Genomic DNA, 15,019 nt, shown 5'->3' with positions numbered 1-15,019 from the left:
GACGTGAATTTTGAAAAGCATTATCGCTATACCGGTAAGCAGAAGCTTGGATTGACGAAATTAGCGACGACGGTCGACCCGGAGTTTGAAGACGAAAAGGTGATTAAGAATCAGATTGCCAAAAATATCAAGCAACTGACCGAGCTGCAGGGTAAATTGTATGCGCAAGACCGGTTCGGTGTCCTGATTATTTTTCAAGCGATGGATGCTGCGGGCAAGGATAGTATGATTCGCCACATCATGAGTGGGGTTAATCCGCAGGGCTGTGAAGTCACGTCATTCAAGCAGCCAACGAGTAAAGAAATCGCGCATGACTACTTGTGGCGGATTCACGAGCGGGTACCCAAGCGCGGGATGATTGGAATTTTTAACCGGTCGTATTATGAAGACGTGCTGGTGAGCCGTGTTCATCCTGAGATTATCGTCAACGAACATATTGGTGAAATTGCCCATAAAAAGCAAGTCGACGACGCGTTTTTCGAACGGCGCTTCGGTGATCTACGGTACTTTGAAGACTATCTCCAACATAACGGTTACTTAGTTTTGAAGTTCTTCTTGCATATGTCGAAAGCGGAACAAAAGCAGCGATTTATTCGGCGCATCGAGATCCCAAGTCATAATTGGAAATTCTCCGCCGCCGATATTCAAGAACGGCAGTATTGGGATGACTATCAGCAAGCTTATGATGACGCGATTACGCAGACGGCGACCAAGGAAACCCCGTGGTACGTCATTCCGTCAGATAGCAAGTGGTATTCACGGCTGTGCGTTTCCGAAATCATTAATCAGCGACTGGCTGAATTACCATTAGCCTATCCGTCATTGGATAAGTCCGCTCAGGCACAGTTAAAGACTGCCTTGGAGCAGTTAGACCGCGAAACGGATTAATGCTTGCCATCAACGCCGTACTGAGTTGTACGTTGCCGCTCACGTTAAATCGACTGAGCGCCTATCGCGATGAATAAACAACACAAAAACGGGCCGTTCAAGTCATCTCAGCATTAACTGAGATTGGGCTTGGACGGCTCGTTTTAGAACTCAAACAAATGAGTTAGGAGCGATGATGTGGTTGACGACGAAGCAAAACGTAACTAAGAACGACTAACAGGATGACCATCCCAAGTAAGATCAACCACGAGCTGGAACGTTCATTAGTCTGTGGCAAGTGCCGCGCCGTGGTGGAACCAGCGAATGCCGCTGCGGCAGTGGCTGGTAAAGCGCCAGCCGATTGTGTCGTTGTCAGTGGCACGTTCGTGGACGATGCTAGTGGTGAACGGTAAAACGGTGCGCTAGCAAGGGCACTTGGTCCAGCAGCTGAATTACTCCCAGCGCCGCCATTGTCGACGGTTGGCTGACCAGAGACGGATGGTGTATTGGCTGCACCAGTACTTGGTTGACTTGGCTTAGAAACGTTTGGTGCCGTCACGCTCGGCTTTGATGGGGTTTCCCCGTTCGGTCGTTCTGGCGTGGTGACGCTAGGCTTTTCTGGCTGAGTGACACCTGGTTTTTCTGGTTCAGTCACGCCAGGTTTCTCCGGCGTAGAAGTACCAGGCTTTTCAGGTTCCGTGACACCAGGTTCTTCCGGAGTGGAGGTACCTGGTTTCTCTGGTTCAGTCACGCCAGGTTTCTCCGGAGTGGAGGTACCTGGTTTCTCTGGTTCGGTCACGCCAGGTTCTTCCGGCGTAGAGGTACCAGGCTTTTCAGGTTCAGTGACGCCAGGTTCTTCCGGCGTGGAAGTCCCAGGTTTTTCTGGTTCGGTGACACCAGGTTCTTCCGGCGTGGAAGTCCCAGGCTTTTCTGGTTCAGTCACGCCAGGTTCTTCCGGCGTGGAAGTGCCAGGCTTTTCAGGTTCAGTCACGCCAGGTTCTTCCGGCGTAGAAGTGCCAGGCTTTTCAGGTTCCGTGACACCAGGTTCTTCAGGAGTAGAGGTCCCAGGTTTTTCTGGTTCAGTGACGCCCGGTTCTTCAGGAGTAGAGGTCCCTGGTTTTTCCGGTTCCGTGACACCAGGTTCTTCCGGCGTGGAGGTCCCTGGTTTTTCCGGTTCAGTCACACCAGGTTCTTCCGGTGATTCATTCTCGTCTGGATTATTAGGCTCGGTCACCCCAGGATTCTCGGGCACATCGACCTTAGGCTTATCGATACTCGAATCAGCTGAACCACGGTTCCCATTTTTATCCGTGTATTCAATATCGTTCGTAAAGACAGCGGTTTCAGATTTCGGGTCGATTTGCGTCTTATAAGTCAGCGTCAGCTCAGTCACATAGTTACCACTGGCGTTAAACGTGACCTGATTACCGTTTGTCGTTGCGGTGACTGGAATTGCATTACCAGTTGCATCGTGTAGCACAGCGCTACCCGCGACAAACGTTTGGTCAGGTCCTAAGGTGTCAACGAAGCTGGGATTGGCCAGTTCGTTCTCGTTTGGTAAGACGTGGACGGTCCAAATGATATGGTATGGATCGGCTGGGTCTTCCCAGGCTGCCGTTTTATCTAACAAAATTGGCGATAAGTTTCCGGGATGTTCTGGGACAGTCCCTTTAACATCGAGTTGAACGTATCCGTAGCGGTTGACCGTAGCGTATTGGTAAATCTTATTGAAAGTCACGACCCCGGTATGGGAGCCAGCTGCGATGAAGAAATTACCACTAGAGCCCGCAATGGTCCCGGTCATTGGAAACGAGTCATCGGCTGGAATCGTGACGTTAGCTGGAACTTGGAACGTCATGGTATCGCCGGCCGTAATCTTAACATTGTCCGGAATGCGCCATTTATAATTGACGGTATAATCTGCGTCTGCCGGCAATTGTGCATCATGTGAGATGATATTGCCTTTGCTATCTTTGATAACTGCACTATTCACATCATTCCCAGTCGCTTCAATCACTTCTCGCGCTTGACTGACCAATGGGGGACTAAACATCAATAAGAAGAGTCCCGTTAGAGCTAATAACAACCATTGCCACCTTTTGCGCATGGTAAACACCCCCTGCTATTAAATTACCCATAGTTTACCACTGTTGTACAATTTAATAGTACGCTTAGGTGTTGTTCGTCGAGTTTACTAACCATCATGAATAAACCGGCTTGATTGCCCGTGGATAGCGGTAAATCAAGCCGGTCTAGACTAGGACTGTTTGGTAGGTTCTCAATTGATGACGCCATATAGGAACTGGATGAGGCGCAAGTCAACTTGCGGGTTGATATGCAACATCGAGTGTTCGGCGGTTAGCGGACTGCCGTGGATGATGGTCGTTTGTGGGTGCCAACCGGCTGTGCGGAGTTGCTGACTGAATTTTAAAACATCATCCAGTTTGACGCCGCCATCGCCAGTTGTCTGCCAGATTTGACCGCCGATGTTCAGGACTGGAAAACGGGTCGGCAGTTGTTGTATTGTTTTGCGAGTCACTCCCGGATAAGTCGAGCCAATCGTGACAAACTTGTTGATCTTGGCGGGGTGGTCAATGTTTGCTGTCAGGTAGTCAAAAATAATGTTGCCGCCAAACGAGTGGCCGACCGCATTGTAGCGGGTGACGTGATAACGGTTAGCCAAAATTGCAATGACGGTCGTAAACTGGCGGGCTTGTCGTTTCGCATGGTGGTTATCCGCGAAAATCACTTGAATCGTAGGATTAGCTTTCAGTGGGGCAAACTGCTGCACGCTAACGTGTCCAGATTGACTGACATGGACGATCAGGCCTTTAGTCATCAGGTGTGCCGCGGTCAAACGGTGGACAAAGCCCGCCGTCGAGAAGGCCCGGGCGTAGTCGCCGCCCACGAAAATCGTTGGAATCGACGTTTGATTGACCTGGACTTTTTTTAGTGGCATGAGTCGGTGTTGCCAATAAGTTCCTAAGCAGACGATCAGAGTCGCGCTGATGACCGCCATAATTTTAATGATTTTGTTGTGCCGCATGTTTCCCACCTTGCTTTCAGCTTCTATTATAGTCTGTCTGCTTTGACTATGCGGATAAAGTTGAATCAGTGCGTGAATGAAGATGACGCAACTTGTACCGGCATCTGTTAGCAAGCTTCTACGCACCAGTAGCGTTGGGCGGGGGAGTATAATAAAACTTTGTGCAACACCGCAACCTAAGCCGATATGGAGATGGATTGGGGGCATGCACCGCGCCAAAACGTTTTTCGCGTCATACTAGCAATCTGAGCCTAATTTAAGACAAATCGACAAATTTGGTTTTGCAAACCCTCCCAGAATCCACTAGAATTAGAAGCAACAAATCTACATACAAGAGAGCTGGGAAACGATGAGTTCAGATTACGATTTAACAATTATTGGTGGCGGACCCGTGGGGATGTTTGCGGCTTTTTATGCCGGTATGCGGAACGCCCGCGTCCAATTATTAGAAAGTCTGCCCGAATTAGGTGGACAGGTTCAGGCACTCTATCCTGAAAAAATGATTCATGATGTTGCCGGCTATCCGGCAATTAAGGGGCGTGAGTTGGTCGCCCAATTGGCCAAACAACTGGACCAATTTCCAATTGATGTCCGGTTGGCTTGCCCGGTAACGGATGTGACGGGGGCCATGGGAGACTTTACGGTGACGACCGCAAATGGTGAACAGTCACATACCAAAGCAATTATTGTCGCCACTGGGAGTGGGGCGTTCGAACCCCGTCGATTGGCGGTTGATAACGCGGCGACGTTTGAAAACAAGCAATTATTCTACCACATTCCAAGTGTCGACCAGTTCAAGGACCAGACTGTTTTAGTTGCCGGGGGTGGCGATTCGGCCATTGATATGGCATTGATGTTGGAACCAGTTGCCAAGCAAGTCTACATTATGCATCGCCGCGACCGTTTTCGCGGAATGGAACATAACGTCGACCTATTGAAGGCCTCGTCCGTTCAAATCAAGACGCCATTTCTCATCAAACAACTGGCGGAACTCAACAACGGGCAATTACAATTGACGATGAAGGAAGTTCGCGGTACGGCTGAAGAGACGTTAGCAGTTGATGATTTGATCGTCAACTATGGCTTTATTGCGGATAACAAGGTGATTCGCAACTGGCACGTCACGCCAACGATGGCTCACCGGCTGATTACGGTCGACACTGAAATGAAGACGGATATTCCGGGCATTGCGGCGATTGGTGATACAGTCACTTATCCGGGCAAACTTGGCTTGATTGCAAGTGGCTTCGGTGAAGCACCGAACGCAGTCAATCAACTGATGATGACGTTATACCCGGAACGGCGCAGCCCACTGCACAGTACGACGTTGTTTGAAAAAATGTAATTAATCAACGCTTGAGAAGTGAAATAGCGGCAATCGATAATCAATTTAATGATTACCGATTGCCGCTATTTATATGCTTTAATGAAGATGCAATTGGACAAAAGTGTTCAGACAGCTTTTGACAGAAAGTAGGCGTCTACGCTCATTTGGCATGAATGATGATTAAATTATGCCAATTGTTTGGCTTACTGTTTGTCTGCCGGTGATCGTCTTAGCCCGACTTTCGGAGCAGGCTGACAATTGCTGGAGCGCAGCCAACGTCGATTTGAACTCACGCAGAAGCCCACTGCGCAATTTCAAATACGAGTCTTATTCAAAGCCGGAAGAAGTCCACTTCCGACTAAGAATAAATTGGCTACTGAGCATTGTCCGGCAGTCCGGACAGTCGGAAACCCGCTCGAATGGCAGATAAACGGCCACCTATCTGGGTACAATTGATCACTGGATGTTTGGTGACTGGTCCTTCAAATAAAGATAATATTGCACCGAGAATCATCAACCATTCGACATTCAAATCCTTGCGAACGCAACAGGCTAGTAAGAATTCTGAAATCGTTCAGTTCTACTAAAGAATTGCGGAATTAAACATGAGTGAGATGGCTGATAAATTATCGGAGATCAGTCTTACAGTCAACTTTCAGAATAACCGTTTGTTGAGAATCAACGACCAGCTCATCAAAAGTTGAGTCCGCACATGTCTGCCTTTCGAATACGGTCCAGGCTGGAAGGCGTTTCTGACAATGCTAAGTGGTGAAATTTCACTTATCAAGCGTTTTGTGCTTGGTTAGTGAAAGACCAGTATTTAAGACGTGGTTTTTCGGCTTAAATCTGTGTCCACCACGTTCCAGCGTTGTCAGAAATGCCTGTAAGCCGGTATAGGACAATCCTCCCACTGCAAGTTTAAGCTAACTCGCACTATTTCCAGCGGGTCTCAGCTGGCTGCTTTTGAACTTAAGAACAATCACGATTATGTGCCAAGTCAATGTCTAACCGTTAATCGAACTTATTCATTACTAGTCAAGCTCAACTCATTCATGAAGGTCAAGAGTAGTTTCGCGTAGCTCGGATGGTCGGTGTTGCTCTTGGCTTCCTGTTGCATTTCTTTCAGGTTGTCGGTGATGATCCCCGTTACGCCCATGAACATCATCCGGTCCATTTGGTCAGTGTCGTCGATGTCCCAGGCGTAGACTGTCTTGTGGTTGCGGTCGGCCTTATCGACGAACTGGTCGTTGAGCGTGGTGACTTCCATGGTGTATCCGTTGGCGTCCGTATGCGGGAAGGTCAAGTTATACGGCAAAATGTAACTGACGAACTGTTGTGAGTCGAGTCGCTTCAAGTCGCGCATAACTTTGTAGCTCAGCGTGTGCACTTGGTCGTGATGTGCCAGCAATGTTGCCCCATATCGTTTGATGAACCGTTTGGTATCAGCTGAGGTGTAGGCGGAACTGGTTTTAATCTCAACTAATAACTTCTGGTGGTGTTGCCGGGCAGCCTTCAAGTAAGCATCGAAACTTGGAATTTTAGCTTGATGCCCATTTTCACGCACCGTGATTTTTTCGAGCTGCTTTAGCGTCAATTGGCTCGGTTTCTTGTTAATACCAGCCAGTGCTTTCAGGGTCGGATCATGCATGACGACAAACTGGTGATCCTTGGTGACTTGAATATCCATCTCAACGTAATCAGGATGTTCCTTACTAGTCTTGATGAGCGCCGGAATCGTGTTCTGCACGCCATTGCCATCATCGACCCCACGGTGAGAAATGATGATGGGTTTGGTGATGACTAATCCGTTTAAATAAACGAGGTTGACCGCGACTAATAGACTAGTCGCCAGTAGAATTCCAATCGCCACGCTGGCTCGGGTCCACCGTTTTAGGCGCGGTGCTTCGTTAAAGTGTTGCGGTGCTTCGTTAAAGTGTTGCGGTGCTTGGCGAAGTAGGGTGAAATCTTGGCGATAACAAACGATGATCAGCATCATGAAAACGGCGGTCGTGTAGCAAATAATGACTTCTGTGATGGCTTCCATAATGAACAAGTTGACCGTCGCAGCGGCCATCGCAATCCCAGTCTTATCAAATCCTAATTGCGCGAGGTAAATCAGCATATAAATTAGGGTGACCGTGACTAGAATCATAAACAGGGTTACTAGCATCGTCCAGAGGTACCGCAGTGTTCGGTGCTTGGTTTGTTGCCAACTGCGTGTAACTGCAGTCTTCCATGGTAATCTGTCGATGATCATGAGTGGTAATAGGCTGATCAAACGGATTCCGAGATACCCAGCAATCAAGTAGAACCCTGCCAGTCCCAGTGCCATCCAAGGATTCTCGAGCAAGTAACTGACGATAAAGGCTGGAATACGTGCCTTGTTCAGTAGGGGCGTCGTAAAAATAAAGCTCCCAAATGGCAGAATAACGATGAAGTAGCCGATAAAGAAGAGAAAGGTGCTCGGTGAAGTCAGCGCCAAACTGGTGACCGTTGTCCGTAAGACCTGCCGAATCGTTTGCGGGCGGCCACGGAAGATGTTAATGATCCCTAGTAATAAAAAGGCAAATTGCCAGTAGATCAAAATAATGACGGCTAATAAAATGGCCAACATGCCGAGTGCTGCAATCGGTGTGTGAATAATGATGCTTAAGACATTGGTGTAGGAGACATAACTGACTCCTTGCCATTTCAGCAGCATTTCCAGAAGCCAATTAAAGAAGGGCACTGCTAAGTAACTAATGACCAGATTGGTACTGAAAATCAGTGCCACGTAACTTCCCAAATTTTTATAAAAACGGCGGGTACTATCCCACCAGAAACGCCAAGCGCCCATGCGCATTGCCCCCTTCACGTGATGGCGAGCATCACGCTTCTCAAAATAAGTTGACCATTGCCAGGTCGTCCCGGCTAGTCAGTGGATATAATTTATTTTATTCTATCATGAAACCGGTCACGACAGGCAATCGGCTTGCGGTGGGAACAAAAAATCCTGGTTAAGGTTCTCAGTTGAGAGCTCCTTAACCAGGATATCGTTGTTACAAATCACTTATTTAGAACTGCTAGAACTCGTCGTACTGTCCGTATCGTCCGGATTGGTAATCTTGATCCGAGTTGAATCAGTCTTCTTATGCGACGCTTCTGGGGCATCCGTCTTGTACAGATCGACCGTTGACTTGTTGCCGTTCTTCGAGTACAAACTCGTTGATTTGCCAGCCAACTTGTTTTGAATGTCGATTTCTTTTTCAAGCCCGTCAGCGTAGTTGTACTTCGACGCATCGACTTTCTTAAAGTTCTTCGGTGTGTAGAAGCGCAATAAGTTCTTGTTATTGAGTGAATCGGAAAGACTCAGTTCTTTGTCGACTTTCTTCTGATCCTTGTCAACTTTCTTCTCAACACTTTCATCATCTTCGACTTGTTTACCAGTGGCGTTGTCGTAAATTTTGCCACTGAGAACGGTGTACTTCGGTGTCACGAAGTCGCGATTCCGGAAGACGACCGTACTGTCATGCTGCTTGGAGAAGAGGTCGGTCCCAAACTGAATGTAGCGTTTGCTAGAAATCCCGAGCAAGTGCAGAATCGTTGGCAGAACATCGATTTCACCACCATAAGTCGATTCGACCTTACCACTCTTGATGCCTGGAATGTTGATCATGAACGGTACCCGTTGGAGTTGGGCACTGTCAAAGGACGTCCAGTCATCCGCCGATTTACCAAGAATTGGCGCCAACGTTGAATTTTCACTGTTAGATAGGCCGTAGTGGTCACCATACAAAACAATCATGGAATTCTTGAGTAAACCAGCCTTTTTGAGGTAGGTGTAGAATTCCTTCACTGATTGGTCCAGATAATGCGCCGTCTGGAAATAACCATTGATGGCCGAGTCACTCGTATCCGTCGTCTTGAAGGTCGTATCTTCACTATCTAGTGAGAACGGGAAGTGGTTCGTGACGGTGATATATTTGACATAGAACGGTTGCTGGAGTCGTTCAAGGTATTTGACGGAATCCTTAAATAGCAACTTATCTTTCAGCCCATAACCAGTTGATTTATCACCGGTCGTATCGAAATAACTGGCATCAAAGAAGTACTGATAGCCCATGTTCTTGTAGGTGTTATTTCGATTCCAGAAGCTAGCGACGTTTCCGTGGAAAACCGCGGAAGAGTAGTTGGCCCGTTGATTTAAAATCGCGGGCGCTGCCTGAAACGTGTTGTCGGACCCCAATTGTGAGAACAGGGAACCCGTTGAAAGGCCGTAAGTACTCGTTTCGAGCATGTTTTCGGCATCGGAAGTCTTCCCTTGACCGACTTCATGGAAGAAGTTCTTAAAGCTGTAAGTTGATTGACTGTGATACAGCTTATTGAGGAATGGCGTGACTTCCTTACCATTGATTTTTTGACCAATTAAAAATTGTTGGAAACTTTCCAGATGAATCACGATCACATTACGACCCTTAGCGATCCCGTACATTTTGGCATTTGGGGCGGCGTAATGCGATTCCGTATAATCCTTAACGGTGTCCAGCTCGGATTTCTTCGCGCTGGCCCGTTGATGGTTCGTTTGTTCATCCTTGATGCCGTCGTAGACCGTGAAAGCGTCGAGTCCCAGGTATTTGACGATGTAGGTGCGGTCAAAAGTTCTGGTCAATAACTGGGGACGGTTGGATTCAGCGAGTGTTAAGTTGAGCCCAAAGCCCGCGATCGCGGCAGACGTATAGGCAAACGCGGTGTGCTTCTTAATCGGACGCTGATCTTGTTTAATGCGATGAAGAATCACCAAACCTAAGATGATGACAATGTCTGCCCAGTAAAGCACGTCGCCCCAGTTAGCTAAGGCTAATGAGGAGCCGGTCAGCCCTTGACTGACCTTGGAGACGCCGGTGATCGTGCTCACAGTCATGAAATCTGTGAACTCACGGTGATAGATGACATTGGCATATAGTAAAATGGTGTCCAATGCATCAATGAATAGCAAAATATAGTAATATACACCGGTTTTACGAATGTAGAACGCCAGACTAAACAAGAAGACCGTCGTTGCAATTGGATTGACAAGCATTAAGAACGCTTGCAAGGGATCCGCAACGCCGAGCGCAAATTCAGTTAAGTACGCATAAATCGTTTTGGCCCAGAATAGAAAGACTAGTAGCCAAAAGAATCCAATTCGCGTATTAACGTATTGGCGAAATTTGGTAAACATCGATAAAGACCTCATTTTTAACAAATTTGGATATGACGCGATAAACAGTCATCAAATCATTTTAACATAACATCTAGTTCCGTAATCGCTAACAATTTTAAGAATGCGTTAATTTCAGCCGGCTTGTACAATCTAGGGTGCACATTAAACAAGCTAAGAATACGAGTTTTCAAACGAAACTAGTGTTGTGCTCGAACCGACATTTGACGACGATACCATAAACGCGTATTCTCAAAAGTATTTGAGAAGGAAAGTGGCGATAAGATGAAAATCAAGACGAGTAATCAGATTGACTCAGACGTTTATGCGGATGCCATCGCAATTCGACGGGCGGTCTTCGTTCAAGAACAACACATTGATGAGGCCTTGGAAATTGATACGGTTACGCCAGCAACTTGGCACTATGTTGGTTATGATGACACGGGCAAGCCAGTGGCCACCGCACGGGTGACGCCCAACGATCCTACGACGGGCCATATTCAGCGTGTCGCCACGTTAAAGGCCGCACGCGGCCACGGGTATGCACGCCAGCTCTTAAACCAAATTGCGGTCGATGAGGCTGCGAAGGGCTACCAACAGCTGGTGTTAGGGGCACAAGTCACGGCCCAGAGTTTTTATGCTGAGTTGGGCTATCAACCAACGGGCGCGCCATTTATGGAAGCCGGCTTGCGTCATCAAAATATGGTGAAAGTATTGACGCCTGCCAATTAACTGACAAGTCAACTGCATCCTGAATTCAAGACATCTCAAGCACTGCGACCCGGTTACGACTGACCGGCGACGTGGTGTTTTTTTGCGTTTTTAAGCTAATTACGCATTGTGCTAGGTAATATGTCATGAATCATGATTAAAACGTGCCGGCTCTTGAGTTCAAAAGCAGCCAGCTGAGGCCCGCTGGAAACAAAACGAATTAGTGTAAACCTGATTTGATAGCTGCGTCCTACACCGGCCTCCAGGAATTTCTGACAACGCTGGAACGCGATGGACACAGATTTAAGCCGACAGCCCACGTCTTAAATACTGGTCTTCCACTAACCAAGCACACAACGCTTGCTAAGTGGAATTTCATCGCTGAGCATTGTCAGAAACACCTTCCAGCCGGGGATGGTATTTGAAAGGAGAACATGTGCGGACTCAACTTTTTGTTGAATTAGTCGTTGGTTCATAGTAAACAGTCATTTTGGTTATGAACTGTAAGATTAGTTTCAGGTAAAAGCAATCATACTCACGTTTTAATCATCTTTAATGCTAAATAAGAACTGGCACAACGTATAGCTGATTATATTTTGAGTGCGGCAAGTAAGCTTCTGGTTTTTGTGTAGCGATGACGCGTTTAATTAAGTTAGAAAAGCGGATTCAGTTTGTTCAGTTAGTTGGCAAATGAAAGTTATTAGTCGCCTCTACCTAGTGAGTTGCAGTATTGTACATATGGAACCGATTAGCGCAAAAGACTGACCGGCGTTCGGCCGCTATCATCCGATGGTTAGGCTGGAAAAGTTAGGTTGTTTGGCTTTTTTTGAATGGGGGAGGAGCATATGCGAAAAAAGCGAATAGGTTTTTTGTTAAGTGTGTTGATGGCAATTTTGACGTTATTTGTGTTGGGGTCTACGGCGCATGCCAAGGAAATAAGTGTCAGCGGTCTCGATGCCAATAGTGCTCAAGTATATGATAAGAACGGTCAGTTGATGCCACCGTCCAGTTTGTTGAATACGACCACGTCATATCAAGTGACCTATAATTGGCAGATTCCAGATTCTGAAGTTTTGAACGCCGGTGATACCGTTACGGTAGGTATTCCAGCTAACGTCAAGGTTCAAAACAACGTCAGTTTTCCAGTGGTGGATGCCGATGGGGCAACTATTGGAACGTTCACGTATAAGGCTGGAGATCCCACGGGGACCATCACGTTCAATGATCGAATCAGTGGGTTGCAGAATCGGCACGGGACGTTAACGATTAACGCAAATGGTAATTCAACGATTTCGGGAGATGAACGGAGCATTGCTAAGAGTGGATCGATATTTACGTCGGATGAAGCAGGTTCACCGACCACGCTGTTCTGGCATATCACCGTTCAACCTGGGAATAACCCGACTATTGTCATCACGGATACGTTAGGACCGAACCAAACCTTTTTACCAGATACCGTTCAAGCGTATTTGGTCAATGTCGTGAACGGGATGGAAGTACCTGGTCGGACAGTGACGCCAACGGTTGCGGTTGATGGCAATATCATCACATTTTCATTTACGAATGTAACCAGTAAGCTCGTCCTGAATTATCGGACGAAACCAGAAAATGTTGATCCCGCTGCTGGCAATGTTTGGTATAATACCGCTTCCTTGAATGGTTTGGATGTGGCGGCAGATGCCGATATTGTGTTTGGTGGCAACGGAAGCGCTCAGCAGGATTATAGTGTCCGGTTAACCAAGCATGATGCCGATACACAGGCCGTGCTAGCTGGTGCCACTTATGACCTCCAAGATAGCACTGGCAAAGTGTTGCAATCCGGCTTAACAACGGATGCCAATGGTCAGCTGATTGTCGAAAAATTGGCAGCAGGAAACTATCAATTCGTTGAAACTAAGGCCCCAGAAGGCTATGAGCTGAACACCAAGCCATTGACCTTTACCTTGGGAACACCGAAAACGCTGCTTTCGATTGAAGTGAGTCAAGATGATCAGAAGACGCCGGTCGTACCAGCGACTGGTGATGTCACGCTGGCGAAGACTGATGCGACGACTAAGAAAGTTTTAGCAGGCGCAGTCTACGAACTACGGGATGCTAATGGTAAAGTGTTGCAATCCAACTTGAAGACCGACGCGGCTGGTCAATTGACTGTGACCGGTTTAACAGCTGGCGACTACCAGTTTGTTGAAACTGCTGCACCAACGGGCTATGAATTGAATGCAACGCCATTGCCGTTTACGATCAAAGCCGGTCAAACCGCGGCGGTGACCGTTTCCGCGACTGATGAACCAGTCACGAATCCAAGTCAGCCGGGTGAACCAGGCCAACCCGAAGAACCCGGCAAGCCAAGTGAACCAGGGACGACTGAACCAGGCCAACCCGAAGAACCCGGCAAACCAAGTGAACCAGGAACGACTGAACCTGGACAGCCCGAAGAACCAGGCAAGCCAAGTGAACCGGGGGCGACTGAACCAGGACAGCCCGAAGAACCAGGCAAGCCAAGTGAACCGGGGACGACTGAACCAGGACAGCCCGAAGAACCGGGCAAACCAAGCGAACCAGGAACGACTGAACCAGGACAGCCCGAAGAACCGGGCAAACCAAGCGAACCAGGGACGACTGAACCCGGACAACCAGAAGAACCAGGCAAACCAAGTGAACCAGGAACGACTGAACCCGGGCAACCAGAAGAACCAGGAAAACCAAGTGAACCTGGAACAACTGAACCCGGACAGCCCGAAGAACCCGGCAAACCAAGCAAACCCGGAACAACTGAACCGGGCCAACCTGGACAACCAAGTAAACCCGGGACGACCGAACCAGGTCAACCAAGTCAGCCTGGTACCACTGGCCCAAGCACACCGAGTCAACCAAGCGTGCCTGGAACCGCCACACCAAGTACACCAAGTACACCAAGTCAACCAAGTGGAACGTTACCAACCAATCCTAGCCAGCCTGGTGTACCAGCACCAAGTTTGCCGGTAGCTGGTAACCCATCTGCCAGTCAAGGCGTGACTACCTCAAATGGTTCAGGGACGTTAGCCTCAGGAACCGGTTTGAACGGTACGACTGCAGGAACGGGGACCACTGGTGCTGGCGCAGGCCACGGAGCGGGACTCCCGCAAACGTCTGGAACGCCAACGTCATTATTGATGATGCTCGCTGGCTTGCTCGGCTTGTTGATGGCCGGAACTGGTGTCGTTTATCTGCGGCGTCGGCACGGCTAAATTGCGTCAGTCATCATGATGGATGAGAGATCCAATTGAGTTGTTTTACACGGAACTCCAGCAAGTGCGCTGGGGTTCTTTTTTGAACGCCTAAGATATGGCGTTAGAAATTGCTGGACGACATTCGTTTAGATGTTGACGCAACGAATCCGTTGGGGTGCCAAAATCATTCGGAGCGTGTATGGTCTGAAATATCATTAGAAATCGGCACAATTATGGGGGCGTTGCGCATGCGGGGAGAACGGACGCGATGGTGGCTAAAAATCCTAGTCATTATTGGTATTATGATACTAATTGGTGGTGTGAGTCAGTGGAAGATGGCGCACGCCCGGCAACAACCGACCATTCAGTCGCGGGCAACTGTGCTTATCGCAACGGTCTCACAACAAATTAGTACTGTAACGCCAACTGAGCTGATGAACAGGCGAACTGGCGATCCAGTGTTTTCAGCACGAATCGGCCACTTCCAGCAAGACCATCCGAAGTCGATTACCTCGCAACCATATCGAATCAAACGGCGCGCCTACAATGTCACGTTAATTGGCGGGGTCATGGTCGGCAGTGTCGTATTGTGGTTGGGGTATCATTGGTGGCGCCGGCGATAATGTGGTTATCAAATTGAGAATCACGTGACCGCAAACAGGCCGTTCTAAGCACTGACA

General features: G+C 48.2%; 9 protein-coding genes. 5 read left to right on the top strand and 4 right to left on the bottom strand.

What is annotated here, in order from left to right; all coding sequences use genetic code 11:
* Positions 1 to 3 precede the first annotated feature (3 nt).
* On the top strand, positions 4 to 888 hold the full coding sequence (locus KGF70_RS07570; protein WP_050339551.1) for a polyphosphate kinase 2 family protein: 885 nt from the start codon (positions 4 to 6) through the stop codon (positions 886 to 888).
* Positions 889 to 1,051: 163 nt separating this feature from the next.
* On the opposite strand, the gene KGF70_RS07565 is transcribed toward KGF70_RS07570, so the two are convergent.
* On the bottom strand, positions 1,052 to 2,974 hold the full coding sequence (locus KGF70_RS07565) for an LPXTG cell wall anchor domain-containing protein (protein ID WP_216768336.1): 1,923 nt from the start codon (positions 2,972 to 2,974) through the stop codon (positions 1,052 to 1,054).
* Positions 2,975 to 3,145: 171 nt separating this feature from the next.
* Positions 3,146 to 3,913: an alpha/beta hydrolase gene (locus tag KGF70_RS07560; RefSeq protein ID WP_216768337.1), complete on the bottom strand. Its 768-nt coding sequence runs from the start codon at positions 3,911 to 3,913 to the stop codon at positions 3,146 to 3,148.
* Between the two features lie 349 nt (positions 3,914 to 4,262).
* On the opposite strand from KGF70_RS07560, the gene KGF70_RS07555 reads away from it, so the two are divergent.
* Positions 4,263 to 5,258 (top strand): NAD(P)/FAD-dependent oxidoreductase, encoded by a 996-nt coding sequence (locus tag KGF70_RS07555; protein ID WP_216768338.1) that lies wholly within the window; start codon positions 4,263 to 4,265, stop codon positions 5,256 to 5,258.
* A gap of 1,003 nt (positions 5,259 to 6,261) precedes the next feature.
* Here the strand turns inward: KGF70_RS07555 and KGF70_RS07550 are convergent.
* Complete coding sequence (locus KGF70_RS07550; protein WP_216768339.1) at positions 6,262 to 8,076, bottom strand: glycerophosphodiester phosphodiesterase; 1,815 nt, start codon at positions 8,074 to 8,076, stop codon at positions 6,262 to 6,264.
* A gap of 213 nt (positions 8,077 to 8,289) precedes the next feature.
* Positions 8,290 to 10,440, bottom strand: coding sequence for an LTA synthase family protein (locus KGF70_RS07545; RefSeq protein ID WP_050339545.1), 2,151 nt, complete (start codon positions 10,438 to 10,440; stop codon positions 8,290 to 8,292).
* 264 nt (positions 10,441 to 10,704) lie between these two features.
* Here KGF70_RS07545 and KGF70_RS07540 point away from each other — a divergent pair, with 264 nt between their 5' ends.
* The 3 genes from KGF70_RS07540 to KGF70_RS07530 all read left to right on the top strand — a co-directional run bounded on the left by KGF70_RS07540 (position 10,705) and on the right by KGF70_RS07530 (position 14,962).
* The gene (locus KGF70_RS07540; protein ID WP_050339544.1) at positions 10,705 to 11,151 is read left to right on the top strand and encodes a GNAT family N-acetyltransferase; all 447 of its coding nucleotides are present in this window, start codon (positions 10,705 to 10,707) and stop codon (positions 11,149 to 11,151) included.
* Positions 11,152 to 11,975: 824 nt separating this feature from the next.
* Entirely contained in the window at positions 11,976 to 14,357 is a 2,382-nt protein-coding gene (locus KGF70_RS07535; RefSeq protein ID WP_216786427.1) for a SpaA isopeptide-forming pilin-related protein, read from the top strand.
* Between the two features lie 230 nt (positions 14,358 to 14,587).
* Positions 14,588 to 14,962, top strand: a complete 375-nt coding sequence (locus tag KGF70_RS07530) for a hypothetical protein (RefSeq protein ID WP_216768341.1) — start codon at positions 14,588 to 14,590, stop codon at positions 14,960 to 14,962.
* Positions 14,963 to 15,019: the final 57 nt, after the last annotated feature.

This window comes from Lactiplantibacillus sp. 7.2.4 (assembly GCF_018991185.1).
Classification (GTDB): Bacteria; Bacillota; Bacilli; order Lactobacillales; family Lactobacillaceae; genus Lactiplantibacillus; species Lactiplantibacillus pentosus.
Note: the sequence above shows the minus strand (reverse complement) of the source record. Positions and strands in the feature narration are given on the sequence as shown.

What these genes read in the sequence shown, in the direction of transcription:
- KGF70_RS07565 (WP_216768336.1), bottom strand. Translation starts at nt 2,974, where the DNA reads ATGCGCAAAAGGTGGCAATGGTTGTTATTAGCTCTAACGGGACTCTTC.
- KGF70_RS07560 (WP_216768337.1), bottom strand. Translation starts at nt 3,913, where the DNA reads ATGCGGCACAACAAAATCATTAAAATTATGGCGGTCATCAGCGCGACT.
- KGF70_RS07555 (WP_216768338.1), top strand. Translation starts at nt 4,263, where the DNA reads ATGAGTTCAGATTACGATTTAACAATTATTGGTGGCGGACCCGTGGGG.
- KGF70_RS07550 (WP_216768339.1), bottom strand. Translation starts at nt 8,076, where the DNA reads ATGGGCGCTTGGCGTTTCTGGTGGGATAGTACCCGCCGTTTTTATAAA.
- KGF70_RS07545 (WP_050339545.1), bottom strand. Translation starts at nt 10,440, where the DNA reads ATGTTTACCAAATTTCGCCAATACGTTAATACGCGAATTGGATTCTTT.
- KGF70_RS07540 (WP_050339544.1), top strand. Translation starts at nt 10,705, where the DNA reads ATGAAAATCAAGACGAGTAATCAGATTGACTCAGACGTTTATGCGGAT.
- KGF70_RS07535 (WP_216786427.1), top strand. Translation starts at nt 11,976, where the DNA reads ATGCGAAAAAAGCGAATAGGTTTTTTGTTAAGTGTGTTGATGGCAATT.
- KGF70_RS07530 (WP_216768341.1), top strand. Translation starts at nt 14,588, where the DNA reads ATGCGGGGAGAACGGACGCGATGGTGGCTAAAAATCCTAGTCATTATT.